The sequence below is a fragment of the Ectothiorhodospira sp. 9100 genome (assembly GCF_022227565.1).
Classification (GTDB): domain Bacteria; phylum Pseudomonadota; class Gammaproteobacteria; order Ectothiorhodospirales; family Ectothiorhodospiraceae; genus Ectothiorhodospira; species Ectothiorhodospira marina.
On sequence record NZ_JAJNAN010000001.1, the window covers coordinates 41,577 to 67,359 of the forward strand.

Sequence of the window (25,783 nt, forward strand, 5' to 3'; positions counted from 1 at the left end):
CCAACGCCTGGCAGGCGTCGGATCAGTCAGCCTTCAGAGGCTCAGGCGCTCTTGCGGCTGGCGGTGCCCTTCTTGGTCACATCCAGATTGGACACCGTGGCAACGCTCTCTTCACCCAGCTTCTGCACTTCTTCGGCATAACCGCGCTGCAGTTCAACCAGCTCGGTGGTGTCCTTGGCGACCTTCTCGCTCAGAGACTTGGCGGCTTCGCCCTGGGCGTTCACATAGGCCTGAAGGCTCTGTGAGTCGCTGACGGTCTGCATGGCGCGCATCTGTTCGATGGCGACTTCGGAATAGCTGCGGAACATGCTGATCTGGTAGTCCACCAACTTGGCCATATGGTCCAGGGTGACGTTGTTGAACTTGCGTGCCGGAGCCGCCAGCTTGTCAAACTGCTCTTGGGCACTGACAAAGATATCGTTATACATGGCAAATCTCCTGTCGTTCTTTGTTTAAGGTGAGGTGAATTCCTGACCTTATTGCGTTGCAGCATAGCGCATATTTTTGTGCAGCGCAACAAGGCAAGTCGCTAGGAAACAGAGGCGACGCTTTCACTCGAGCCCCCCTCAACACCCGCAGTCCCATGATTTACCTTAGAATTAAGTGGGCAGGGCATCGAATGGAAGCCAAAACCTGCCTGAATGTAGTAGATTCAACGAAATTTTTTCGGTCATGCTCGGGCCTCGATCCATCCTGGTACGGGCAGAGTCAAGGAAACTGCTGATGAACGACAAAGGCACACCCAGCACACTTGTCGGCATCCTGGTCTATGACCAGGTAGAGGTTCTGGACTTTGCGGGTCCTTTCGAGGTGTTCTCCACCACGCGCCTGGACGAGGCCCGGCGGGCCGAAACCGACTCACCCTTCGATATTCGCCTTATCGCGGAGCACAAGCAGGTGATCACCACGGCCGGGGGCATGATGGTGGTTCCCCATCATGATTTCGACGATTGCCCGGACCTGAATATCCTGGTGGTCCCTGGCGGGCGGGGAGCCCGCCGGGAAATCAGCAACATTCGTCTCATGGAGTGGTTACGGGAGCAATCCGATGGGCTGTCCCTGCTGGCCGGCGTATGCACCGGATCCATGCTGCTGGGGCAGGCGGGTCTGCTGGAAGGGCTGCGCGCCACCACCCACTGGCGCTCACTGGAATGGATGCGAGAATATTTCCCGGATGTCATGGTGGTGGAGGATGAATTCGTGGTGGATGCCGGCTCGGTGATCACCTCGGCGGGCATCTCCGCGGGCATCGATATGGCCCTGCAACTGGTGCTACGTTTCCACGGCCAGGAGGTGGCCCGCGCCGCTGCCCGTTACATGGAATATCCTTTCCCGGAAAACAGTCGACGCAGGATGGTGCAGGACATCAAGGATGCCGCTGAACGGTCGCAGCAGATCCAGGATGTCCCCTCGTAGGGTTTGAAGCGCACCACCGCCGAATCCCCTCAACTCCCGGTGATCCTAACTGGGTCTTTGAGGGGAGATGTCGTAGCGCCGCTCACCCTCGCGCTTCTCGTACTGATTGGCATCCACCACCGCCAGGGCCGTCATGTTCACCAGCCGGCGCACTGAGGCCGTTTCGGTGAGGATATGCACCGGACGGGCAGCCCCGAGCAAGATCGGGCCCACACTGACGCCCTCGCCACTGGAGGCCTTGAGCAGATTGAAGGCAATGTTGGCAGCATCCATATTGGGCATCACCAGCAGGTTGGCCTCGCCCTTGAGGCGACAATGCTGGAACAGGCGACTGCGGATTTCCTCCTTGAGGGCAGCATCGGCATGCATCTCGCCGTCCACCTCCAGGTTTGGGTCCATGCGCTCCAGGATGTCCCGGGCCCGGCTCATCTTGCGAGCGGTTTCCGATTCCACGCTGCCAAAATTGGAATGAGAAACCAGAGCCACCTTGGGGGTCAGGCCGAAATTGCGCACCTCTTCGGCAGCCATCAGGGTAATCTCTGCCAGGGTCTGGGCATCCGGATTCTCGTTGACATAGGTATCACAGATGAACAGGGTGCGACGAGGCAGCATCAGCAGGTTCATGGTGGCGAAGTTTCGCACCTCCGGGGCCAGACCAATGACATCGCTGACATGCTTGAGATGATAGGCATGCTGACCCACCAGACCACAGATCATGGCATCCGCCGCGCCGTGGCGCACCAGCATGCTGCCGATCAGGGTGTTGTTGCTGCGGATGCGGTGCTTGGCCACATCGGGTGTCACGCCACGGCGCCCCATAATGCCGTGATAATCCGACCAGAAGTCCCGGAAGCGGGGATCGGAATCGGGGTTGATCAGTTCGAAATCCTTCCCGGGCGTCAAATGCAGGCCAATCCGCTCGATGCGTGATTGAATCACCTCGGGACGACCGATGACCACCGGCAGCGCCAGTCCTTCCTCGAGCACTGTCTGCACAGCCCGCAGCACCCGCTCGTCCTCGCCCTCCGGGTAGATCACCCGGCGCGGCGCGGCCTTGGCGGCTGCAAACACCGGCTTCATGACAAAACCGGACTGATAAACAAAATTATTCAGGTGATCCCGATAGGTCCACAACTCCTCGATGGGGGCCGTGGCCACCCCCGAATCCATGGCCGCTTTGGCCACCATGGGGGCGATCTTGACGATCAGTCGGGGATCAAAGGGTTTGGGGATCAGATAAGAGGGCCCGAAGCGCAGGCCTTCATCCCCGTAAGCCTTGGCCACCACCTCGGAAGGTTCGGCGCGAGCCAGTTCCGCCAGGGCCTTGACCGCCGCCACCTTCATCTCATCCGTGATGGTGCGGGCCCCCACATCCAGAGCCCCCCGGAAGATGAAGGGGAAACACAGGACATTGTTTACCTGGTTGGGATAATCAGAACGGCCCGTAGCCATCATGGCATCCTGGCGCACCTCCAGAACCTCCTCGGGAAGAATTTCGGGATCCGGGTTGGCCAGGGCCATGATCAATGGGTTGGGCGCCATCCGCGCCACCATGTCCTTTTTGAGGACGCCTCCGGCGGAGAGCCCCAGAAAGATATCGGCACCCTCCATCACCTCACCCAGGCCGCGGGCATCAGTGGCCTGGGCATAACGCTGCTTGATGGTATCCATCTCTTCAGGGCGGCCCTTGTAGAGCACACCATGAATGTCAGTGACCCAGATGTTGCTCAGAGGCAACCCCAGGGTGACCAGTAGATCCAGGCAGGCGAGGGCGGCGGCACCGGCGCCGGACGTCACCAGTTTAACGTTGCTCAAATCCTTGCCCGAGAGTTGCATGGCATTGATCACCGCTGCTGCCACAACAATGGCGGTGCCATGCTGATCGTCGTGGAAGACCGGAATATTCATGCGCTCGCGTAGACGGCTTTCGATATAGAAACACTCCGGCGCCTTGATGTCTTCCAGATTGATTCCCCCAAAGGTGGGCTCCATGGCCGCAATAATGTCCACCAGCTTGTCCGGGTTGTTCTCATTCAACTCGATATCGAACACGTCGATATTGGCAAATTTCTTGAAAAGTACCGCCTTGCCTTCCATGACCGGCTTGGCAGCCAAGGGCCCCACAGCCCCCAGACCCAGTACTGCGGTGCCATTGGTGACCACGCCCACCAGGTTCGCCCGAGCGGTCAGTCTGCCGGCCTCGCTGGGATCAGCGGCAATGGCCCGGGAAGCCGCTGCCACACCGGGGGAGTAGGCCAGGGCCAGATCCCGTTGGTTGGTCAGCCCCTTGGTGGGCACCACGGAGATCTTTCCGGGGGTAGGGTAGATGTGGTAATCGAGTGCAGCCTGGTCGAGCGAGGTCTTATCCATGGTTCCCTTGGGTCTCCGGGGCTTGGATCGTGGATCAATGGTGAGTGTATTATGGGCATTTACAGACATTCCCGCATCCAAGTCGCGACAGGGGGCAGCCATGCCAGGACGAAAAAAGGGTTGGACGGTCATCACCGGGGCGGGCAGCGGGATGGGCAGAGCCCTGACCTGGGATCTGGTGAGTCGCGGGGGGCGAGTGATCGCCGTGGGTCGTCGGGCAGAGGCCCTGGAAGAAACGCGTGCCAAGGCACCGGAGGCCATCGAAGTGGTCGTGGCCGATGTCGCCACACCGGCGGGTCGTGACGCAGTTACCCTGGCAGCCGCCGCGCAAGGCACCATTCACGCGGTGGTTCATAACGCCGCCGTACTGGATCCCGTGGGCCCTTTGAATGAGGTCAGCCTGGACGATTGGCGTTACCAGCAGGCAGTGAATGTGGAAGGCCCGCTATTTCTCACCCAAGCGCTGCTGCAATACCTGTCCAAGAATGGGCGAATCCTGCAGGTCTCGTCGGGGGCTGCCCACCGCAGTCTGCCTGGTTGGGGCGGTTACTGCGCTTCAAAAGCGGCCCTCTACATGCTGTATCAATGCCTGCGTGAGGAGTGGGTCAGTCAGGGCATCCACGTGGGCAGCGTTCGCCCGGGCGTCGTGGATACCCCCATGCAGACACAGATCCGCGAGACCGACGCGCAACGTTTCCCGGGTGTGGAACGGTTCCGACGCCTGAAGGCCGAAGGTCAGCTCCAGCCACCGGAGCGGGTGGCCGACTTCATGAGCTGGATCCTGCTGGAAACGGGAGACAAACAATTCTCCCAAGAGGAATGGGATATCGAAAACGAATCCCAGACCCGGCTTTGGAAGGATACGCGGCAGGTATAGCGGGTTTGATGAGGGACACCGCTCCCAGCACTTGCTGATATCGCAGCTTCTGCATTTAACATAATATACATTATGCGAACCAATATAGACGGCGGCACACCGCAAACAGCGCCCCCACAGCGTCCAGTCACTCTCCGGCGGTGGATTCCTGTAAGCGGGCTTCAGCCGCAGGAAGCGGCTGCAGAGCCTACATGGACGTATTCACGGCGTCCCGCTGTAAGGAATCTGCCCCCGGAGAGTGACCTCCACCCCGACCCCCAACAAAGCCACCCACGGAGGCAACCAGGCAAAACCACTCAATCAGCAGCAGTTGCCAGATCAATCCCCTCAGCCATCACCTGCGCCAGGAACCGGATTTGATCCTCCGTGATCACATAGGGCGGCATCATGTAAGCCACATTCCCCAACGGCCGCAGCAAGGCACCACGCTTCAGGGCATGCTGATAGGCAATCAGCCCACGACGCTCCTGCCAGGGATACGGCGCCCGGGTGGCTTTATCCTTGACCATCTCCACCGCCGCGATCATTCCATGCTGACGCACATCCGCCACATGCGGATGATCCGCCAGCGGCGCCAGGGACTCGCGAATCACCTGCGCCAGGCGCCGGTTGTTTCCCAGCACATCATCCCGCTCGAACAGATCCAGCGTCGCCAGTGCCGCCGTACAGGCCAGCGGATTGGCCGTGTAGGAATGAGAATGCAGAAAGGCATTCAACTTGGTGTAGTCATCGTAAAAGGCCTGATACACCGTGTCGTTGGTGAGCACCACCGACAACGGCAGGTACCCCCCGGTCAGCCCTTTGGACAAACACATGAAATCTGGCGTGATGTCTGCTTGCTCACAGGCAAACATCGTCCCCGTGCGCCCGAAACCCACCGCAATCTCATCGGCGATCAGGTGCACCCCATGCCGATCACAGGCCTCACGCAACAACTCCAGATAACGGGGATGGTACATGCGCATATGGCCGGCACACTGCACCAACGGCTCGACGATCACCGCACAGGTCTCATGAGCATGGCGCGCCAGGGTCTCCTCCATGGCCTGAAAGCGACGCTCCGCCACCTGCTCGCAGGTCTCGCCCGGTTCCCGCTCATAGCAGTCCGGCGCAGCCACCGGGATGGGCTCCATGAGCAGCGGACCATAGGTGGCCTTGTACAGCGGCACATCGCCCACCGCCAGGGCCCCCAGGGTCTCACCATGGTAGCTGTTGGTCAGGCAGATGAAGCGCGTCTTGCCCCCCTGCCCTGTGTTGAGCCAGTAATGAAAGCTCATCTTCAGGGCTACCTCCACCGCCGCCGAACCGCTGTCCGCATAAAAACAGCGACTCAGGCCCGGGGGCGTGATCTCCACCAGGCGCTCGGAGAGCTTCACCACCGGCTCATGACTGAAACCAGCCAGGATCACATGCTCCAGTTGATCCAGTTGGTCCCGGATGGCCTGGTTGATCACTGGATTGGCATGGCCAAACAGGTTCACCCACCAGGAGCTGACGGCATCGATGTAATGATTCCCGTCAAAATCCTCCAGCCTGACCCCCTCCCCGCGCCGAATGGGGGTCAACGGGAGATGCTCGTGATCCTTCATCTGCGTACACGGATGCCAGACCACTGCCAGATCGCGCTGCTTGATGCTTTCGTTATTCATCGTCTCACCATGGTGCCAAAACCAGAAAGGGCCGCGATTGCTCGCGGCCCTGCCCTCACCTGCTCCAGTCAATCAAGTCGACGAAGGATCAGGCCACCCCCGCCTGCATGGCCTCGTACTCCTCCTCGAAGAAGAACTTCTCTTCGCCAAAAGCCGGCTTGAGATGATGCAGCCAGGTGGCCTCTTCATCATAACGGGCAAAGAACGGCCGCTGCACCCACTCCGGATTACGGCCCTGGATGAAGCGCAGCACGAACACCTTCTCACCGTGAATCTCGGTCACACCCTGGATTTCCACCTTACCGGGGCCGGCACTCATGGAAGGTCCGCGGGCCGTTCGACCCAGGCCGGACACCTGCTTCATGGCATCCCGGTAGATCTCCCAGGCACGGGCCAACGGCACCTCGAAATAGCGACGCGCACCGGTATCCCGCTCGGCAAACATGTAATACGGAATGATGCCCAGGCGTACCTGGTTCTCCCAGATGCGCGCCCATACAGCCGGGTCGTCATTGATATGCGCCAGCAGCGGCCCCTGGCTGCGGATTTCAGCGCCGGTGGCACGCAGACGACGGATGGCCTCGCGCGCCATGGGGGTTTCCATTTCCCGCCAATGATTGTAATGCGCCATGATGGCGACATGCTTGCCCGCCTTGACCAGGCGTTCCAGCAGCATGACCAGATCGTCGGCATCGGCGTCACTCACAAAGCGATGGGGCCAGAAGGTCAGCGCCTTGGTGCCAATGCGCACAGTCTGCACATGCTCAAACTCGGGACCCATCAACGGTTCCAGATACTGGGCCAGATGCTTGGTCTTCATCACCATCGGGTCGCCACCGGTGATCAGGATATCGCTCACCTCGGGATTGACACGCAGATATCCCAGCATGTCGCTGGCCTGATTGGAGGCAATGCGCAGACTCTTGTCACCCACGAACTGTGCCCAGCGGAAGCAGAAGGTGCAGTAGGCATGGCAGGTCTGCCCCTGGCTGGGGAAGAACAGCACCGTCTCGCGGTACTTATGCTGCAGACCCTGCAGCGGTTCCCCGTCCAGTTCCGGGCGGTTCATCTCCATCTGCCCCGCCGGATGCGGGTTCAATTCATCGCGCAGCTGGCGTGCCAAGGCCACGATCTCGGTGCGATCAGCGCCGCGACGATGCAACTCGGCCATGCGATCAAAGGCTTCAGGCTCCAGCATGTCGCGCTGCGGGAAGGTCAATTGGTAGATCGGGTCATTGGGGACCTGATCCCAGTCGATCAATTCCTCTATGATGTACTCATTTACACGAAACGGCAGAACACTGGCCACCACCTTCATCTCGAAGCGGCACTCGTCGGACAGACGATCCAGGGCCGGAATCTGGTCAAGATTACGGTCGGTGAAGACTTTGAAGGCCCGGGCTTCGATCTCCCGCAATTCTTCGTGTCGATAAAAGTTGAGGACAGAATTCATAGACGCCTCCGATTCTGTGATCAGATCAAGATGCAAAAGGGAATCTTGGATCCAGCGTGACGAAGAACGGGCGCCGCAGGCGTGCCAGCCCTGCTCTCCGAGGAGACCGCGCATGAAGGCGGCCTAGATGGCAAAATTCTAAGGGGGCAAAGCTTTTCGAATATAACAAACACGCATCTAAAAACGCAAACCGTCCCAAAAGAGTACCCGTTCCACCACCGCTTTCCCTCGCCGGCCATATGGCCACTCTCGTTGTAGGCGCGTAGTCTAAAACACCGCCAGCGCGTCCGGGCACATCCCGAAAAGACGTGCCTGACGAGGTGAACCAGACAACCCGCGGGGGCTGCAACAGGCAGGACGACGGAAGACATGCGAACTCTGATCTATAACGAACTGAAAACCGATCGAATCAAGGGCTTCAAGAAACTGCGCGCCTTACTTGAAGCGGACAGTTTTGGCCAAGCCGATGTCAAGAAGGTGGGCACCAACCTGTTTCGGGCGCGCCTGAACAAGAGCGATCGCCTGCTGTTCAGTTTCCATCGCCATGGGGATGAGACCGTCTGCCTGATCCTGGAGCACATCCCCAATCACGCCTACGATCGTTCCCGATTCCTGGCCGGTGCCAGCATTGACGAGGATCGGATTCCGCCACTGGAGACGGCGGAAACCGCGCTCGAGGAAGCGACACGGCTCACCTACGTGCATCCCGAGCGGGAGCGGTTCCACCTTCTCGATAAGGCGATATCCTTCGACGAGGATCAAGAGGCCGTTTACGACCTCAACCCTCCCCTCGTGGTGGTCGGCTCCGCGGGCAGCGGCAAAACGGCCTTGACCCTGGAGAAAATGAAGCAGGCCATTGGCGATGTCCTCTACGTGAGTCTCTCCGCCTTCCTGGTGCGCAATGCCCGCGACCTGTATTTCGCCCACGGTTACACGAACGAAGACCAGGAGGTTGAGTTCCTCTCTTTCCAGGAACTGCTGGAGACCATCCAGGTGCCGACGGGCCGCGAAGCCACCATGCGCGACTTCCAGCAGTGGTTTCAGCGCCACCGTGGCAAGAGCCGTCTGAAGGATCCGCAGAAGGTCTATGAGGAGATTCGCGGCGTGATCACCGGCCCGGTGAAGGAGCACCCCTGGCTGAGCCGTGAGGAATATCTGGAACTGGGTGTCAAGCAATCGATCTTCGCCGAGGAGGAGCGGGCCGAGGTTTACGGGTTTTTTGAGGGGTATCTGCGCTTTCTGGACGAGGCCGGGCTGTATGACCCCAATATCGTCAGCCACCAGTATCTCGACAAGGCCGAGCCACGTTACGACTTCATCATCATCGATGAGGTACAGGACCTCACCAACATCCAACTCTATCTCATCCTCAAGCTACTGCGCCACGCGGGGCAATTCATTCTGTGTGGCGACTCCAATCAGATTGTCCACCCCAATTTCTTCTCCTGGGCGCGGGTCAAGTCCCTGTTCTTCGAAGAACGCGCGCTTTCCGGCCCCCACGAGGTCATCCGCATCCTGCATGCCAATTACCGCAATACAGCGGTGGTGACCGAGGTGGCCAACCGAATCCTCAAGCTCAAGCATGCCCGGTTTGGTTCCGTGGACCGGGAGAGCAACTTTCTGGTGCGCTGCGTCAGCGCGGGCTCGGGCCGCCTGCAGCTGCTTGCGGACGATGCGGGCATCAAGCGCGAATTGAACAGCCGCACCGCCTACTCCACCCGCTGCGCCGTGCTGGTCATGCATCCCGAACAGAAACCCGCCGCCCGGGAGTGGTTTGACACGCCGCTGGTCTTCTCGGTCCAGGAGGCAAAGGGGCTGGAGTACGACAGCATCGTCCTCTACAACTTCATCAGCGCCGAGACGGACGCCTTCCGCGAGATCGCCCGAGGCGTGGATGCGGCCGACCTGGAGCGGGATGAGCTCCCCTATGCGCGCGCCAAGGACAAGCGTGACAAGTCGCTCGAGGTGTTCAAGTTCTACATCAATGCCCTCTATGTGGCCACCACACGCGGTGTGCGCAATCTCTATATCGTCGAGTCGGAGTTGCAGCACCCCTTGATGCAGCTTTTGCAACTGGATCGTTTCACCGGCGAACTCGATATGGAAGCCGAGCGCTCCAGTGTTCAGGAGTGGCAGCAGGAGGCCCATCGCCTGGAGATGCAGGGGAAGGAGGAGCAGGCCCGGGACATCCGCGAGCGCGTGCTGCAAGAGCAGGAGGTGCCCTGGACCCCGCTGGATCGGGAAGGTTTTGAACAGTTACACGAGCAGGCCATGGCTGAGCCCGACAAGAAGCGGCGGCTCGAGGTCTTCGAATATGCTCTCGTGCACCACCATTTACCCAGTCTCAATGACATGACCCGGGCAGGCTTCCGGCCGGCACAGCAGGGAGAGGCCAAGGCAGTTCAGCAACTGTATCAGAAGCGTTTTCAGGCCCATACCTTCCGCAAGCCGCAAGCTGTGCTCAGGGAAGTGGATCGCTACGGCGTCGATCATCGTGATCGCTTCAATCTCACACCACTGATGGTCGCCGCGCGGATGGAGAACGATGCCTTGGTGGAGGCCTTGCTGGAACGGGGCGCAGACAAGCATGCCGTGGCCAATCACGGTTTTCTGCCGGTGCAGTTTGCCCTTGAACAAGCGATTTTCAACGACAAGAACCCGGATCGCCGCCTCGATTCGGTCTATGCACAACTGGTCCCCGAGAGTTTGTCCGTGCAGATGGAGGGACGGCTGATCAAGCTGGATCAGCACTTGATGGAGCATTTCCTGCTTTTACTTGTAGGGACCATGTTCTATCGCTATCTGGGGCCTGCGGCAGCCTGGCGGGAAGGAGTATTCACGGCTCCCGTACTCAGCAGCCATGCCAATCGACTGCCTGACAGCGTGTTGCCACCAAGGCGCAAGCGACGGGAATACATCAGCTCGATACTGGCCAAGAATGAGGTCAAGGGAAGCGACCCCTACAATCGTCGGCTCTTCTTGCGTATTCAGCGTGGTCACTACATCGTCAACCCCCGACTGAAGATCAAGCTTGGAGAGCACTGGTGGGGCTATTACGATCTGTTTCGCCCCGCTGACATGGGCACGCCCTGGGAAGCCGAGGAGCGCCTGCAGGGTCGATATCGTCCTGGCTTCGCCGAGGCCCTTGAAGGCAATCTGAAAAGCCTGCGGGGGCTGATCGAAAGCCTGGCGACTCCTACCTCCTTATAAGGATGAACATGCACCCGGAATTCCCTCTGGCCAAAGACATCCTGCACCTGAACCATGCCGCTGTGGGCCCATGGCCTGTGCGAACCCAGCGTGCCGTGGCCAGTTTTGCCGTGGAGAACACGCAGCAGGGTTCACGCCATTACCTGCAGTGGCTCAAGGTGGAAAAACGCCTGCGGGAGCGACTGCAGCGACTGATCCATGCCCCGTCCATGGACGACATCGGCCTGCTCAAGAACACCTCCGAGGCCCTGTCCGTGGTGGCCCATGGCCTGCCCTGGCAATCGGGAGAGAACGTGGTCTGCCCGCTTCAGGAGTTTCCCTCCAACCGCATCGTCTGGCAGTCCCTGGAACGTTCTGGGGTGGAAACCCGTCTGGTAGACCTATCGAAGGTTTCTGACCCTGAGGCCGCCCTGCTGGGCGCCATGGACCGGCGCACTCGCCTGCTCAGCGTGAGCGCCGTGCAATATGCCAACGGCCTGCGCATGGACCTGAACCGTCTGGGCAACGCCTGTCACAATCGTGGCGTGCTGTTTTGCGTGGATGCCATTCAGCAACTGGGCGCCTTACCCCTGGATGTACAGGCCTGCCAGGCGGATTTCCTGGCAGCCGATGCCCACAAATGGCTTCTGGGCCCGGAAGGCATTGCCGTGTTCTACTGCGCCGAACGCCTGCGGGATCAACTCACGCTACAACAGTTCGGCTGGCACATGGTGGAAGACATGGGCAATTTTGATCGCCTGGACTGGGAGCCGGCCCGCTCCGCCAGGCGCTTTGAATGCGGCAGCCCCAACATGCTGGGCATCCATGCCCTGGAGGCCAGCCTGTCACTGTTCGAGGAGACAGGCATGGAGTTCGTGGCCGATGCCCTGTCACGCAACGTGGAATACCTCATCGACCTGCTACGAGCCAGCAAGTTTGACGTGTATTCACCGGTGCAGGCGGATCGTCGGGCGGGCATTGTCACCTTCGGACGCCAGGGCATGGATGCCCAGCAGACCTATCAGAGACTGATGGAAGAAGGTGTCCTGTGCGCACTGCGTGGTGGCGGGATCCGGTTCTCCCCGCATTTCCATACCCGCACCAGTGACCTGGAGCGGGCCGTGGAGCGCGCAAGCGGGATCTGAGCTCTCAGCCTCCGCCGGCGCCAGGCAACGACCGGGGGATGCCATGTTCGGGCTTGCCGAACAGGCGACAGTAGTTGGCTGTAGTCTGTTCCGCCACGCGTTCCAGGGTGACGCCCCGCACCTCTGCCACACACTCGGCCACATGACGCACCCAGGCCGGGTGATTGGTCTTGCCCCGGTAGGGGACCGGTGCCAGATAGGGCGCATCGGTCTCCACCAGCAGGCGATCATCGGGAACCTGGCGGGCCACATCGCGCAGGATCTGGGCATTGCGAAAGGTGACAATACCGGAAAACGACACATACAGGCCCAGGTCCAGACCAGCGCGGGCCATGTTCCAATCCTCAGTAAAACAGTGCAGCACGCCGCCCGCGTCCTGGACGCCCTCCGCTTGCAGGATATCCAGGGTATCCCGACGTGCGTCCCGGGTATGGATGATCACCGGCTTGCCGGCGACCCGGGCGGCACGTATATGGCGACGGAAACGCTCCCGCTGCCACTCCAGATCCCCTTCATTATAGTGATAGTCCAGCCCCGTCTCGCCGATGGCCACCACACCCGGGTCATTGGCCATGGTCACCAGTTCCTCCTCGCTGGGTTCATGCCCCTCCCGCGCACTGGGATGGACCCCCACCGAGCAGGATACCTGCTCATAACGGGCGGCCAGTTCCTTTACCTGGGCGTAATTGTCCATATCGATGCACACGCACAGCATGTGATCCACACCTGCCTCGGCAGCCGCTTGCATCATGCGGTCCCTGTCGCCATCAAAGGGCTTGAGGTCAATGCGGTCCAGGTGACAATGGGAGTCGATCAGCAAAGTGCGGCATCCTACATGGTATGGGTGGGACGGTCGGCCTGCAGGGTGCCACCCAGCAGACCCTCAATCTTGTTGCGGGTGGCGCCGTTGTCCTGTTCGTTGAACTGCACGCCGATGCCGGGAGTTCGGTTACCCTGGGCACGCGGCGGCGTGATCCAGATGATCCGGCCTGCCACCGGCAGACGTTCACGCTCCTCCATCAGGGTGAGCAGCATGAAGACCTCATCCCCCAGCTTGTAGGGCTTTTGCGTGGGGATGAAAAGGCCGCCATTCTTCACAAACGGCATATAAGCGGAATACAACGAGTTCTTGTCCTTGATGGACAACGAGAGGATACCTTGCCCTGGTGCCACGACGGTCTCCCCGGTTGAGCGCGGTGCGTGAGGGTTCAGGAGCGGGCCAGATCCCGCCAGGTGATCAGCATGTCCTCCAGGAACATCACCGTGTTCACGTTGGAGTCCAGCCCCTGGCGCCAGATCAACAGCTGCTGCTGAAGCTGGAACGATGCCTGCAAGTCTAACGCCTTTGCCAGGGCCTGCAAATCCTCACGGGGTGCAATGCCCGAGGTTTGTGCTCCATCCTCACCTGTCATGTGCCAACGGATCACATCACTGATCAGGATCTGCTGCCGGGTCACCCATTCGCTCATGGACACGTCCTTGAGTCGATCCACCAGACTCCCCAGTGCCAGCCTGCCCGCCAGCAGATCCAGAAGGGCGCGCCGCTGTGCCTGCCATTCTTCGACGGCCTCCCCCTCGGCCAGGCTTCGGGCCCGCAGGGGCGAGCCCTGCCCCAGGGCCAACAATGTATCCACCGACGCCTCAGGCACGGATCCGGCGAGCCATTCCCGGGCCAGGGCAACGTCCGGCATGGGCAATTTGATCTGCTGGCAACGACTGAGAATGGTAGCGGGCAGGCGTGCCGGATGGGCTGTAACAAGCATCAGGATGCCCTCCCCCGGCGGTTCCTCCAGGGTCTTGAGCAGGCTGTTGGCCGAGGCTTCATTCATGGCATCGGCCGGATGAATGATGGCCAACCGGTAACGCCCATGACTGCGGCTCAGACCCATGAAGCCAGCCAGGCCTCGAATCTGGTCCACCAGGATCCGGGTCTTGCCCTCGGGGATGGTCAACTCGGTGAGATCCGGATGAGAGGCGGCGCGTACCATGTGACAACCATGGCATTGCCCACAAGGGGCGCCCGCGGAATCCGGGGTAGTACACAACAGCCCCTGAGCCAGGCGACGGGCCATTTCCAGCTTACCCACGCCCTGAGGGCCCGTGAACAACAGGCCATGGGCCAGGCGCCCGGCCTCGACCTGCTCCCTGAGTGCCCGCCAGGCCGGCGCCAACCAGGGATACGGTGCCCCGGTCATGCGCCCCCCCGGTTCCACCCGGCATCCAACAGGGCATCCACCCGGGCAATCAGATCGGCACGCACCTGCTCCAGGGGCTGCTCGGCATCGATGACGGCGTAACGCTCGGGCTGCATCCGCACCCGCGAGCGATAGATGCCACGGACCCGCTCGAAGAATGCCAGGGTCTCCTGCTCAAACCGGTCCCCCTGCCCCCGTTTGGCCGCCCGAGCCAGCCCGGTGGCCACCGCCGCATCCAGCAGCAAGGTCAGGTCTGGGCGGAAGTCGCCCTGCACCCAGCTCTCCAGTGCCGCAATACGCTGTACTTCAATACCTCGTCCCCCACCCTGGTAGGCATAGGTGGCATCGGTAAAGCGGTCACTGATCACCCAGGTGCCCGTCTCAAGCGCGGGCAGGATGCGCTTCTGCAAATGCTCGGCCCGGGCAGCAAACACCAGCAACAGCTCCGTATCCTCATGCATGGGCGGGTAATCCTGCGATAACAGCAATCCCCGTACTGCCTCGCTGATCTCTGTCCCGCCGGGCTCGCGGGTGGTCATCACGGGGATCCCGCGCTGGGTCAGGTGGTCCGCCAGTGCCTGCACCTGGGTGGACTTGCCCACGCCCTCGATCCCTTCCAGGCAAATGAATTTTCCGCGCGCGGGCACGGCTTGCGTCGAATCATCAAACTGGGTGGTCAATGCAATGAATCCTGCTGAATCAGCGGCCATACCGACTGGCATCGCCATCCAGCTGGTATTTGATCACGGCCTGGCGATGTTCTCGATAAGTCTCCGAGAAGTGATGGGTGCCGTCCCCCCTGGACACGAAGAACAAGGCCTTGGAGTCCGCCGGATGAGCCACGGCTTCCAGCGCAGCGGCTCCTGGCAGGGCGATGGGGGTGGGTGGCAGGCCATCCCGGGTATAGGTGTTGTAGGGGGTATCCAGGCGCAGATCGCGGCGCCGGATACGGCCATCAAACTGTTCAATGCCATAGATCACCGTGGGATCGGTCTGCAACCGCATCCCACGACGCAAGCGCTCCACGAAGACGGCCGCCACCCTGGAGCGCTCCCCGGCCTGCCCGGTCTCCTTCTCCACAATGGAGGCCAGGATCAGGGCCTCATACGGCGTTTCCAGTGGCAGATCTTCCTGCCTGCCCTCCCAGGCAACATTCAGCGCATGTTCCATGCGCTCGTGGGCACGACGCAGAAAATCCAGATCCGTGGTGCCACGAGGAAAGAGATAGGTATCCGGGAAGAACCAGCCCTCAGGATGAGCGCCCGGCTTACCCAGGTGCTCCATGACGGCCTCATGATCTTCAGGATTCAGAGTGTTCTCGATGTGCGCGTGATCAGCGACGGCTTGCATCATCTGACGGAAGTTCCAGCCCTCGGGAATGGTCAGGCTGTACTGCAGGGTGCGCCCCTGGATGAACAGGGCCAACAGCGCCGGTGGCGTCATATCCGGGGTGAGCAAATATTCACCAGCACGCAGATCCTGAGCCTTGCCCTCCATGCGCCCATGCAGTTCCCAGTAGTGGGCATTTTCAATGATGCCGGCCGCTGCCAGGTTCTGCCCCACTCGCCGGAGCGAGGCCCCCGAGGGCACGACGAATACCTCTTTTTCAGCCAGGTTTGCCGGGGTGTCCAGAAACCGTTGATAGTCCCAGGCCAAGGCTCCGGCCCCGGCCAGGACCGTCAACAACAGCAGTATCAGGATTCGCATGGGCAGCCTGTCTCAATGGTGTCAAAGGGCCTGTTGCAGGCGGGCAACGAGTGGCGGCACCGACACAGGATGTCCTTCCAGGGAGCGTACGGGCCACAGGCCGATGAGCGTGTTGGTCAGGAACAGGCCATCGGCCCGCCACAGATCTTCCACGCGGACCGAATCCTCCTGGCAGGACACCCCCCACGCCCGAGCCCTCTCCATCACGCGCGCCCGCGTGATGCCGGCCACGCCGCAGTGTGACAGATCAGGAGTCACGAGGGCATCATCCCGCACCAGAAAGAGATTGCTCATGGTGCCTTCCACGACCTGTCCCGAGGTGTCCAGCATGAGACCTTCCTGAAAAGCATCGGACCATTCGGACCGGGCCATCACCTGTTCCAGCCGATTCAGGTGCTTGATGCCGGCCAGCGCCGGGTTGCGGGAGAGTCGCATCCGGCACAAGCGCACATCCACGCCTTCGGACACCGTGAGGGACGGGGCGGCGGCAGGCGCACTCCAGGCAAGGATACGGGTCGGCGCGGGTGCAGCCGGCGGTCGATAGCCCCGGGGACCACTGCCCCGGGTCACCATGATCTTGAGAACCCCGCGGGGCTGCCCTTGAAGCACAGTGAGGGCCTCATGGTGCAGGACAGCCGCATCGGGTGCCGGAATCCCCAATCGCTCGCACCCCGTTTGCAAACGGGACAGATGTCGTGACCAGTGAAGGGGTTCGCCCGCCTCTACCCGCAGGGTCTCGAACAGGCCATCGCCGTATTGAAGCCCCCGGTCCGCCACCGGCAAGGACTGCGAGGGTTGTCCGTTGACGAGTATCACCGGCCCCCCCCCTGCCCTGCCATTTGACAGCCCTTTAGAGCTTCGTGAATACCAGGCTGCCGTTGGTGCCACCAAAACCAAAGGAATTGGAAACGGCCACCCGCGCCTGGGTTTCACGCGCCGTATTGGGCACGTAATCCAGATCGCACTCGGGATCCGGGTTGTCCAGGTTGATGGTAGGCGGCAACACGCCATGATGCAGGGCCAGCGCCGAGAACACGGCCTCAATGCCCCCGGCGGCGCCCAGCAGGTGACCGGTCATGGACTTGGTGGAACTCACCGCAGTCTTGTACGCATGGTCACCCAGGGCGCGCTTGAGCGCCATGGTCTCAGCCTTGTCACCGGCCGGAGTGGACGTGCCATGGGCGTTCACATAATCCACCTCATCGGGATTGATGCCGGCATCCTTCAGGGCCTGCAGCATACAGGCAGCGGCCCCCTCGCCGCCCTCGGAGGGCATGGTCATGTGGAAGGCGTCGGAGTTCCAGCCAAAACCGGACAGCTCGCAGTAGATACGGGCGCCTCGGGCCTTGGCATGTTCGTAATCCTCCAGCACCACCACACCGGCGCCGTCGCCCAGCACGAAACCGTCACGGTCCTTGTCCCAGGGGCGGCTGGCGCGGGTGGGGTCATCATTGCGCGTGGACAGGGCCCGGGCCGCGGCAAAACCACCGATACCCAGCGGCGTGGTAGCCATTTCGGCGCCACCCGCGACCATCATGTCCACTTCGCCGTATTTGATCATGCGCGCCGCATCACCGATATTGTGTGTTCCGGTGGCACAGGCGGAAACGATGGAGATGTTCGGTCCCTTGAGGCCAAACATGATGGAGAGGTTGCCCGCGACCATGTTGATGATGGCGCTGGGCACGAAGAATGGTGAGATCTTGCGGGCACCGCCCTTGAGAAAGGCTCCGTAGCTCTTCTCGATATAGGGCAGACCACCAATACCCGAACCGATGGCCACACCGATGCGCTCGGCATTGTCCTCGGTCACTTCCACCCCGGCGTCACGGATGGCCTGGATCCCGGCGGCCATGCCGTAATGGACAAAGGTGTCCATCTTGCGCTGTTCCTTGGGTGAGATGTAATCGTCGGCGTTGAAATCCCTGACGGCCCCCGAGATGCGCACGGGCATGCCGGATGCGTCAAAGACGTCAATGGGAGAGATGCCACTACGACCCGCGGTGATGTTGTCCCATGCGGTATTGAGGGTGGATCCGACCGGCGAGACGATGCCAAGACCGGTAATGACTACGCGCCGTTTAGACAATCTACTGCCCCTTTTTCACGCCGGGCGTGAAATCTTGAAGTTCAACTCTGTACAACCAGCGGTTTGAGCACTCGTGGCCGCGATCAGGGGACTGGTCGCGGCCACGGGCGTTGAACACGGGTGTTGGCAATCCCCGATCAGGCGTTCGGCAGGTGCTCGTTGATGTAGTCAATGGCCTGCTGAACGGTGGTGATCTTCTCGGCCTGCTCGTCAGGAATTTCGGTTTCGAATTCCTCTTCCAGTGCCATCACCAATTCAACGGTGTCCAATGAATCCGCGCCGAGATCGTCCACGAAAGAGGCACTGTTGGTGACGTCTTCTTCTTTAACGCCGAGTTGCTCAACGACGATTTTCTTGACGCGTTCTTCGATATTGCTCATGGTTAACCTATCCCCTTGATTTGAAAAGCAGCCGAAGCTGGGCCGCTATTGTATTGAAATCCCTTCGGTCGATCCACTGTGCGTGTTCGCCAAGGGGTGCAGCGCACCCCCGGAAGTATGGACCGCGTCCACTGGGCTGTAAACTCTACTGGGCGCAATAAAAAATCAAGCGAAAACATCGCCCTGATCATGACCTGAGCCGTGGATCAGCCCATAAACATGCCGCCATTCACGTGCAGGGTCTCCCCTGTCACGTAGGCGGCGGTGGGCGAGGCCAGGAATGCGACCACTCCCGCCACCTCGGCCGGGTCACCCAGCCGACCCAGCGGGATCTGGCCTAACAGGGCAGATTTCTGCTCTTCTGGCAGCCCCCGCGTCATGTCCGTGTCGATAAAGCCCGGCGCCACCGTATTCACGGTCACGCCCCGAGCGCCGACCTCCCGCGCCAGGGACTTCGTGAAGCCCAGCAGGCCCGCCTTGGCAGCGGCGTAGTTGGTTTGCCCCGCGTTACCGGAAGAGCCCACCACGGACCCCACATTGATGATACGCCCCTTGCGCACCTTCATCATGCCTCGCAACACCGCCTTGCTCACTCGGTAGACAGCGGTCAGGTTGGTCTGGATGATGTCATCCCATTCCTCATCCTTCATCCGCATCAGCAGGTTGTCCCGGGTGATGCCGGCATTGTTCACGAGTACGGTCACGGCACCGAATTCTCCCGTTACCTGCTTGATCAGGCCATCCACGTCCTCCGGACGGGTCACATCCAGGACCATTCCCCGCCCCTTGGCACCGGCCTCGGTCAGATAAGCGGTAATGCCTTCGGCACCCTTTTCACTGGTGGCAGTACCTACCACGGTCGCGCCCTGATTGGCCAGGGTCAAGGCAATGGCCTTGCCAATACCACGACTGGCGCCCGTCACCAGGGCCACTTCACCTTCAAGAGTCATGCATACTCCTCGTCTGCAGTCTGCAATGGGCCGCCGTCCTGTCAGGACCGGCACATCTCCAGGGCCTGAGCCAGGGATTCAGGGTCCTGCACACAGGCCAGTTTCAAAGATTTGTCGATGCGCTTGTTCAAGCCCGTGAGCACCTTGCCCGGGCCCAGTTCCACCACATGCGTGATGCCATCCCCGGTCATGCGCTGAATCGTCTCCACCCAGCGGACCGGGCGGTGAATCTGCGCCGCCAGGGCGCCGCGAATCACCTCGGCACCGTCGTGACAATCCACATCCACATTATGGATCACGGGAATGCGGGGAATGCCCACGCGAACAGACTCCAGGCGCACATGCATCTGCAGGGCGGCCGATTTCATCAGTTGGCAATGGGAGGGTACGCTCACTGGCAACTGGACGGCCCGTTTGGCGCCGGCCTCCTTGGCCAGTGCCGTGGCGCGCTCCACAGCGACCGTCTGCCCGGCAATCACCACCTGCCCTGGCGCATTGAAATTCACGGCTTCCACCACGCCCTCGGCGGAGGCCTCCAGGCAGACAGCCTGCACCTGCTCATCACTGAGACCCAGCACGGCGGCCATGGCCCCCTCACCCTCGGCCACGGCCCCTTGCATCAGCCGGCCTCGCTCAGCCACCAGGCGCACGGCGGCATCGAAGTCCAGGGTATCGGCACAGACCAGTGCCGTGTACTCCCCCAGGCTGTGGCCCGCCATGATCTGTGGCTCCGGACCGCCTTCGGCGTTCCAGACCCGCCAGGCGGCCACACCGCCCGCCAGCATCGCCGGCTGAGTGTTTTCGGTGCGGTTCAGATCTCCCTCAGGGCCTTCCTGGGTCAGGGCCCACAGATCCAGGCCCAGCACATCGGAGGCCTCCTGGAAGGTTTCGCGCACCTGCGGATGGGCTTGCGCCAGGGGGCCGAGCATACCCAGGGACTGGGAGCCCTGGCCCGGAAAGACACAGGCGATTCTCATGAGACAAGTCCTTGCGAGGGTCATGGTAAAGCCGCCTAGTGTAGGCAAACCGGGGGGGTGGGGGCAATGCCGATGACAAACCGCATCACAAGGGGCAGATAGCTCTTGTGTTATGGCGCACAGTGTTGATAATTACCCCCCTGGATCGCCAAACCCTGTACGGGCATATGTCTAAAGAAGATCATATCGAGCTGGATGGTACGGTGCTGGACAACCTGCCCAACACCATGTTTCGTGTTGAGCTGGATAACGGACACGTGGTCACCGCCCACATCTCGGGGCGCATGCGCAAGCACTACATCCGTATCCTCCGGGGCGACCGGGTCACCGTGCAGATGACCCCCTACGATCTGAGCAAGGGCCGGATCGTTTACCGGAACAAGTAATCTTCCCTCCCCTCATCCCAACCCTTCTCCCCTTGGGGGAGAAGGGCTAAAGCCCCACAGGGAGAAGGTTCTCCCCTCTCCCGTTGAAGGAGAAGGACTAAAGCCCACAGGGAGAAGATTCTCCCCTCTCCCGCGAGCGGGAGAGGGGCCGGGGGTGAGGGCTGGCCGGGGCCGCTCAGTGCACCGGCTCCTCGGCAAAGTCCAGGGACAGACTGCCGTCCTTGACGCCCACATGCACTTCGCCGCCGCCCACCAGGCGACCAAACAGCACTTCTTCCGCCAGCGGCTTTTTGATCTGATCCTGGATCACGCGGGCCATGGGGCGAGCCCCCATCTTCGGATCGTAGCCGTGCTCGGCCAGCCAGGCGCGGGCCTCATCGTCCACCGCCAGAACCACCTTCTTCTCGTCCAGCTGGGCCTGCAACTGGATCAGGAACTTGTCCACCACGTTGGCAATGGTCACCGCATCCAGGGCCTTGAACTGGATGATGGAATCCAGGCGGTTGCGGAACTCCGGGCTGAAGGTGCGCTTGAGCACTTCCATGGCATCGCTGGAATGGTCCTGCTGGGTAAAGCCCACCGATGGACGGCTGGCCACCTCGGCCCCGGCGTTGCTGGTCATCACCAGAATCACGTTGCGAAAGTCCACCTTACGCCCGTTGGTATCCGTCAGGGTGCCATGGTCCATCACCTGCAACAGCAGGTTGAACACATCCGGGTGCGCCTTTTCCACCTCGTCCAGCAACAGCACTGAGTGAGGCTGCTTCAGGATGGCGTCGGTGAGCAGACCACCTTCATCGTAACCCACATACCCGGGCGGGGCGCCGATGAGCCGGGAGACCGTGTGACGCTCCATGTACTCGGACATGTCAAAGCGCACCAGTTCGATCCCGAGGATCTGCGCCAGCTGGCGAGTGACCTCGGTCTTGCCCACGCCCGTGGGGCCGGCGAACAGGAAGGAACCAATGGGCTTGTCGGTGTCGCCCAGCCCGGAACGGGACATTTTGATGGCTGCGGCCAGCTTTTCGATGGGCTCATCCTGACCAAAGACCACCATCTTGAGATTACGCTCCAGATTCTTGAGGGTGTCCATGTCCGAGGCGGACACGCTCTTGGGCGGGATGCGGGCAATCTTGGCGACAATATTCTCCACATCCTGCACCGAGATGGTCTTCTTGCGTTGACTGGCCGGCTGCAGCCGCCGACCTGCCCCGGCCTCGTCAATCACATCGATGGCCTTATCGGGCAGATGGCGATCGGTGATGTAGCGGCTGGAGAGTTCTGCCGCAGCGCGCAGGGCCTTGCTGGTATAGCGCACGTCGTGATGGGACTCGAAACGGGATTTGAGCCCTTTGAGGATCTCGACGGTCTCATCCACCGTGGGCTCGTTGACATCGATCTTCTGAAAACGTCTTGCCAGGGCGCGGTCCTTCTCGAAGATGCCGCGGTATTCCTGGTAGGTGGTGGAACCGATGCATTTGAGTTCACCGGAAGCGAGCATGGGCTTGATCAGGTTGGAGGCATCCATCACCCCGCCCGAAGCCGAACCCGCTCCGATAATGGTATGGATCTCGTCGATGAACAGCACTGCGCCGGGCTGGCGCCGTAACTGGCCCAGCACTCCCTTCAGACGTTTCTCGAAATCGCCCCGGTATTTGGTGCCCGCCACCAACGCTCCCAGATCGAGGGAATAGATGGTGCTGTCGCGCAACACCTCAGGCACCTGCTCATCAATGATCTTTTTGGCCAGACCCTCGGCAATGGCCGTCTTGCCCACACCGGCCTCGCCCACGAACAGCGGGTTGTTCTTGCGGCGCCGGCAGAGGATCTGCACGGTGCGCTCCAACTCATGGGCCCGACCGATCAAGGGGTCGATCTTGCCCTTGCGGGCCTGCTCATTGAGATTGGTGGCATAACTTTCCAGCGGGTTCTTGCGGCTGCTTTCCTCGCCATCCTGCCCCTCGCTGGAGGTGGAATTGGAGGCATCTTCCTCCGGCTGTTCATCCGGCACCTTGGAAATGCCGTGGGAGATGTAGTTGACCACGTCCAGCCGCGCCAGGTCATGCTGCCCCAGCAGATAGACGGCGTGAGACTCCTGCTCGCCAAAAATGGCCACCAGCACATTGGCACCGGTGACCTCCTTCTTGCCGGAGGACTGCACATGGAAGACAGCCCGTTGCAGCACCCGCTGGAAACCCAGCGTCGGCTGCGTATCCCGCGGGTCCTTCAAGGGCAACTTGGGTGTGTTGGTATCCACGAATTCCTCGAGCTGCTTGCGCAGGCCTTCCACGTTGACCCCGCACGCTCGCAGTACATTCACGGCGGTGGGGTTGTCCGTGAGGGCGAGCAGCAGATGCTCCACCGTCATGAACTCGTGACGTTTTTCGCGTGCGACCTTGAAGGCCATGTTCAGGGAAAACTCGAGTTCTTTATTCAGCATGGTCGTACCGCTCTAGGCCTCTTCCATCGCACACAGCAACGGGTGCTGATGCTCTCGTGAATAGTCGTTGACCTGGGCCACCTTGGTTTCAGCTACATCCCGAGTATAGATGCCACAGACGCCTTTGCCGCGCGTATGCACATGGAGCATGACCCGGGTGGCCTTCTCGCGATCCATCGCGAAGAAGACCTCCAGAACCTCGATCACGAACTCCATGGGCGTGTAGTCATCGTTCAGCAGCACCACCTTGAATTGGGGGGGCTGCTTGAGTCGGGGCTTTGCCTCGTCCAGTAACAGGCCACTGTCTTCGCCGGATTTGCGTTCTTCTCCCATAGCCTTTGATCGATGTGCAGTCGAAACGTTTCCCTTCTCTTGTTGAATCACATGTGTTCGACGATATTTTCACCGAACTCGGAGCAGGACAGTTCCGTGGCCCCGTCAACGGCGCGGGCAAAATCGTAGGTGACGCGACCGGAGCTGATGGCGCCGCCCAGCCCCTTGACCACCCGATCCGCCGCTTCAAACCAGCGCAAGTGGCGCAACATCATTTCAGCAGACAGCACCAGAGAGCCCGGGTTCACCTTATCCAGGCCGGCATACTTGGGCGCCGTGCCGTGAGTCGCCTCGAACATGGCCACGGTATCGGAGATATTGGCGCCCGGGGCGATACCGATGCCGCCCACCTGAGCCGCCAGGGCATCGGAGATGTAGTCGCCATTGAGGTTCATGGTCGCAATCACGCTGTAGTCACCCGGGCGCAGCAGGATCTGTTGCAGGAAGTTGTCAGCAATCACGTCCTTGACGATGATTTCATTGCCATTGTTGGGGTTCTTCAAGCGGCACCAAGGGCCACCATCAATCTCTTCGGCGCCGAACTCCTCCTTGGCCAGTTCATAACCCCAGTTTTTGAACGCACCCTCGGTGTATTTCATGATATTGCCCTTGTGCACCAGGGTTACCGAGCTGCGGTCGTTCTCGATGGCGTACCAGATGGCCTTGCGCACCAGGCGTTTGGTGCCTTCCTCGGAGATCGGCTTGATGCCCAGACCGCTGGTCTCGGGGAAGCGGATCTTGGTCACGCCCATCTGATTGATCAGGAAGTCGCTGAGCTTCTTGGCCTCGGGGGAGCCAGCGGCCCATTCGATGCCGGCGTAGATATCCTCGGAGTTCTCCCGGAAGATCACCATATCGGTCTGCTCGGGATTCTTCAGCGGGCTGGGCGTCCCCGGATAGTAGCGCACGGGGCGCTGACAGACGTACAGATCCAGTTCCTGACGCAGGGCCACGTTCAGGGAGCGGATGCCACCACCCACGGGTGTGGTCAGAGGGCCCTTGATGGACACCACGTAGTCACGCACGGCCTCCATGGTCTCCTTGGGCAGCCAGGTGTCGCCGCCGTAGACCCGGGTGGCCTTCTCGCCGGCAAAGACCTCCATCCAGGCGATCTTGCGCTGGCCGTCATAGGCCTTTTCCACGGCGGCGTCCACCACCCGCATCATCACCGGTGAGATATCCACGCCGATGCCGTCACCCTCGATGTAGGGGATGATCGGGTTGTCGGGCACATTCAGGGAACAATCCTCATTAGCCGTGATCTTGGTGCCATGCTCGGGAATCTTGATATGTTGATAAGCCATGGGAGCTCCCTTTGTGGAATGTGACTGTTGTTAAGGATTTTGGTGGGATTATACACGCGATGTCCGGGTGCGTCGGTGGGTGGGTTGATTTCGCCGGTGGGAGCGGCCCTCGGCCGCGAATGGCGAACCTTACCGCAGCCCCGGTGTCGAGCATCCGGGAAGTTCCTCGTCCGGATACATCAGATGACGAAAGACACACTCCAAGCCCCTCTCCCCTGTGGGGAGAGGGGCGGGGGTGAGGGGCAAGGACAATCACGGTGCCCCCCCTCATCCCCAGCCCTTCTCCCCACAGGGGGAGAAGGGAGTTTCCGTAGCTGAACCTGGGTGCTTTCACGTTAATCCACACACAAACTCTGGAGTTTTTACATTCATGGTCTGGACACCGCGCGTTACCGTGGCAAGCGTCATCGAACGGGAGGGTCGTTTCCTCTTGGTGGAAGAGCAGGAGGATGGCCGCCGCGTCTTCAATCAGCCCGCCGGGCACCTGGAGGAAGGGGAATCGCTGCTGGCGGCCTGCATCCGTGAGACGCTGGAGGAAACCGGGCGTCGGCTCACCCCTGAGGCGGTGGTGGGCGTCTATCGCTGGCAGCATCCGGCCAGCGGGCTGACCTTCATCCGGGTGGCCGTGACGGGCAGCGTGTCCGAGCCCCTGCCCGACCACACCCTGGATGCGGATATTCTGGCCACTCACTGGCTGGAACCGCAGGTGCTGGCGGAAGACCTGGCCTGTCAGCGCAGCCCGCTGGTGCTGAGGTGTATCCAGGATTATCTGGCGGGGCGGCGGTATCCTTTGGGTTTGCTGGTGGAGATTTGAGTACCGTGCCATTCTGCTCCCCTCACCCCATCCCCTCCCTGCAGAGCCCCTTGATGGCTCCCTTCGCCCCTGCGGGGAGAAGGGCTGGGGATGAGGGGCGCAGCGGGCA

23 protein-coding genes are annotated in these 25,783 nt (G+C 61.0%); 6 read left to right on the top strand and 17 right to left on the bottom strand.

Annotated features, from left to right (window positions below):
* Positions 1 to 41: 41 nt before the first annotated feature.
* Positions 42 to 428, bottom strand: coding sequence for a phasin family protein (locus tag LPW29_RS00210; protein WP_090255347.1), 387 nt, complete (start codon positions 426 to 428; stop codon positions 42 to 44).
* Between the two features lie 295 nt (positions 429 to 723).
* Here LPW29_RS00210 and LPW29_RS00215 point away from each other — a divergent pair, with 295 nt between their 5' ends.
* Complete coding sequence (locus LPW29_RS00215) at positions 724 to 1,416, top strand: DJ-1/PfpI family protein (protein ID WP_238626337.1); 693 nt, start codon at positions 724 to 726, stop codon at positions 1,414 to 1,416.
* Positions 1,417 to 1,461: 45 nt separating this feature from the next.
* On the opposite strand, the gene LPW29_RS00220 is transcribed toward LPW29_RS00215, so the two are convergent.
* Positions 1,462 to 3,786 (bottom strand): NADP-dependent malic enzyme, encoded by a 2,325-nt coding sequence (locus LPW29_RS00220; protein ID WP_090255351.1) that lies wholly within the window; start codon positions 3,784 to 3,786, stop codon positions 1,462 to 1,464.
* Between the two features lie 100 nt (positions 3,787 to 3,886).
* Between LPW29_RS00220 and LPW29_RS00225 the strand changes: the two genes are divergently transcribed.
* On the top strand, positions 3,887 to 4,663 hold the full coding sequence (locus LPW29_RS00225) for an SDR family oxidoreductase (protein ID WP_238626338.1): 777 nt from the start codon (positions 3,887 to 3,889) through the stop codon (positions 4,661 to 4,663).
* Between the two features lie 296 nt (positions 4,664 to 4,959).
* On the opposite strand, the gene LPW29_RS00230 is transcribed toward LPW29_RS00225, so the two are convergent.
* Complete coding sequence (locus LPW29_RS00230) at positions 4,960 to 6,312, bottom strand: adenosylmethionine--8-amino-7-oxononanoate transaminase (protein WP_238626339.1); 1,353 nt, start codon at positions 6,310 to 6,312, stop codon at positions 4,960 to 4,962.
* Positions 6,313 to 6,400: 88 nt separating this feature from the next.
* Positions 6,401 to 7,765, bottom strand: coding sequence for a KamA family radical SAM protein (locus LPW29_RS00235; protein WP_238626340.1), 1,365 nt, complete (start codon positions 7,763 to 7,765; stop codon positions 6,401 to 6,403).
* Between the two features lie 369 nt (positions 7,766 to 8,134).
* Here LPW29_RS00235 and LPW29_RS00240 point away from each other — a divergent pair, with 369 nt between their 5' ends.
* Together LPW29_RS00240 and LPW29_RS00245 are read left to right on the top strand one after the other, a co-directional pair.
* The gene (locus tag LPW29_RS00240; RefSeq protein ID WP_238626341.1) at positions 8,135 to 10,975 is read left to right on the top strand and encodes a UvrD-helicase domain-containing protein; all 2,841 of its coding nucleotides are present in this window, start codon (positions 8,135 to 8,137) and stop codon (positions 10,973 to 10,975) included.
* Positions 10,976 to 10,983: 8 nt separating this feature from the next.
* Positions 10,984 to 12,099 carry an aminotransferase class V-fold PLP-dependent enzyme gene (locus LPW29_RS00245; protein WP_238626342.1) on the top strand — a complete coding sequence of 372 codons (1,116 nt, stop codon included), beginning with the start codon at positions 10,984 to 10,986 and terminating at the stop codon, positions 12,097 to 12,099.
* 4 nt (positions 12,100 to 12,103) lie between these two features.
* Here LPW29_RS00245 and LPW29_RS00250 read toward each other — a convergent pair whose 3' ends face one another.
* From LPW29_RS00250 to fabD, 10 genes are all read right to left on the bottom strand, one after another.
* A complete protein-coding gene (locus LPW29_RS00250) occupies positions 12,104 to 12,919 on the bottom strand; it encodes a TatD family hydrolase (protein ID WP_238626343.1) in 816 nt (271 codons plus the stop codon).
* A gap of 11 nt (positions 12,920 to 12,930) precedes the next feature.
* Positions 12,931 to 13,272, bottom strand: a complete 342-nt coding sequence (locus LPW29_RS00255; protein ID WP_090255360.1) for a PilZ domain-containing protein — start codon at positions 13,270 to 13,272, stop codon at positions 12,931 to 12,933.
* A gap of 35 nt (positions 13,273 to 13,307) precedes the next feature.
* Positions 13,308 to 14,294, bottom strand: coding sequence for a DNA polymerase III subunit delta' (holB, locus tag LPW29_RS00260; protein WP_238626344.1), 987 nt, complete (start codon positions 14,292 to 14,294; stop codon positions 13,308 to 13,310).
* Entirely contained in the window at positions 14,291 to 14,974 is a 684-nt protein-coding gene (gene tmk / locus LPW29_RS00265) for a dTMP kinase (RefSeq protein WP_238626345.1), read from the bottom strand. The genes holB and tmk overlap by 4 nt, the downstream gene beginning before the upstream one ends.
* A gap of 19 nt (positions 14,975 to 14,993) precedes the next feature.
* Positions 14,994 to 16,001 (bottom strand): endolytic transglycosylase MltG, encoded by a 1,008-nt coding sequence (gene mltG, locus LPW29_RS00270; protein ID WP_238626346.1) that lies wholly within the window; start codon positions 15,999 to 16,001, stop codon positions 14,994 to 14,996.
* A gap of 21 nt (positions 16,002 to 16,022) precedes the next feature.
* The gene (gene pabC, locus LPW29_RS00275) at positions 16,023 to 16,817 is read right to left on the bottom strand and encodes an aminodeoxychorismate lyase (protein WP_238626347.1); all 795 of its coding nucleotides are present in this window, start codon (positions 16,815 to 16,817) and stop codon (positions 16,023 to 16,025) included.
* A gap of 34 nt (positions 16,818 to 16,851) precedes the next feature.
* Complete coding sequence (fabF, locus tag LPW29_RS00280) at positions 16,852 to 18,090, bottom strand: beta-ketoacyl-ACP synthase II (RefSeq protein ID WP_090255368.1); 1,239 nt, start codon at positions 18,088 to 18,090, stop codon at positions 16,852 to 16,854.
* Between the two features lie 137 nt (positions 18,091 to 18,227).
* On the bottom strand, positions 18,228 to 18,470 hold the full coding sequence (gene acpP / locus LPW29_RS00285) for an acyl carrier protein (protein ID WP_025281709.1): 243 nt from the start codon (positions 18,468 to 18,470) through the stop codon (positions 18,228 to 18,230).
* A 206-nt stretch (positions 18,471 to 18,676) separates the two neighbouring features.
* The gene (fabG, locus tag LPW29_RS00290; RefSeq protein ID WP_238626348.1) at positions 18,677 to 19,420 is read right to left on the bottom strand and encodes a 3-oxoacyl-ACP reductase FabG; all 744 of its coding nucleotides are present in this window, start codon (positions 19,418 to 19,420) and stop codon (positions 18,677 to 18,679) included.
* A gap of 41 nt (positions 19,421 to 19,461) precedes the next feature.
* Positions 19,462 to 20,397 (bottom strand): ACP S-malonyltransferase, encoded by a 936-nt coding sequence (gene fabD, locus LPW29_RS00295; RefSeq protein ID WP_238626349.1) that lies wholly within the window; start codon positions 20,395 to 20,397, stop codon positions 19,462 to 19,464.
* Between the two features lie 167 nt (positions 20,398 to 20,564).
* On the opposite strand from fabD, the gene infA reads away from it, so the two are divergent.
* Positions 20,565 to 20,783, top strand: a complete 219-nt coding sequence (infA, locus tag LPW29_RS00300; protein ID WP_090255374.1) for a translation initiation factor IF-1 — start codon at positions 20,565 to 20,567, stop codon at positions 20,781 to 20,783.
* A 175-nt stretch (positions 20,784 to 20,958) separates the two neighbouring features.
* On the opposite strand, the gene clpA is transcribed toward infA, so the two are convergent.
* The 3 genes from clpA to icd are packed head-to-tail and all read right to left on the bottom strand — an operon-like array spanning position 20,959 to position 24,860.
* Complete coding sequence (gene clpA / locus LPW29_RS00305; protein WP_238626350.1) at positions 20,959 to 23,223, bottom strand: ATP-dependent Clp protease ATP-binding subunit ClpA; 2,265 nt, start codon at positions 23,221 to 23,223, stop codon at positions 20,959 to 20,961.
* A gap of 12 nt (positions 23,224 to 23,235) precedes the next feature.
* Complete coding sequence (gene clpS, locus LPW29_RS00310) at positions 23,236 to 23,556, bottom strand: ATP-dependent Clp protease adapter ClpS (RefSeq protein WP_090255378.1); 321 nt, start codon at positions 23,554 to 23,556, stop codon at positions 23,236 to 23,238.
* Between the two features lie 47 nt (positions 23,557 to 23,603).
* Positions 23,604 to 24,860 (bottom strand): NADP-dependent isocitrate dehydrogenase, encoded by a 1,257-nt coding sequence (gene icd / locus LPW29_RS00315; RefSeq protein WP_238626351.1) that lies wholly within the window; start codon positions 24,858 to 24,860, stop codon positions 23,604 to 23,606.
* A gap of 370 nt (positions 24,861 to 25,230) precedes the next feature.
* On the opposite strand from icd, the gene LPW29_RS00320 reads away from it, so the two are divergent.
* Positions 25,231 to 25,674: an NUDIX hydrolase gene (locus LPW29_RS00320; RefSeq protein WP_238626352.1), complete on the top strand. Its 444-nt coding sequence runs from the start codon at positions 25,231 to 25,233 to the stop codon at positions 25,672 to 25,674.
* Positions 25,675 to 25,783: the final 109 nt, after the last annotated feature.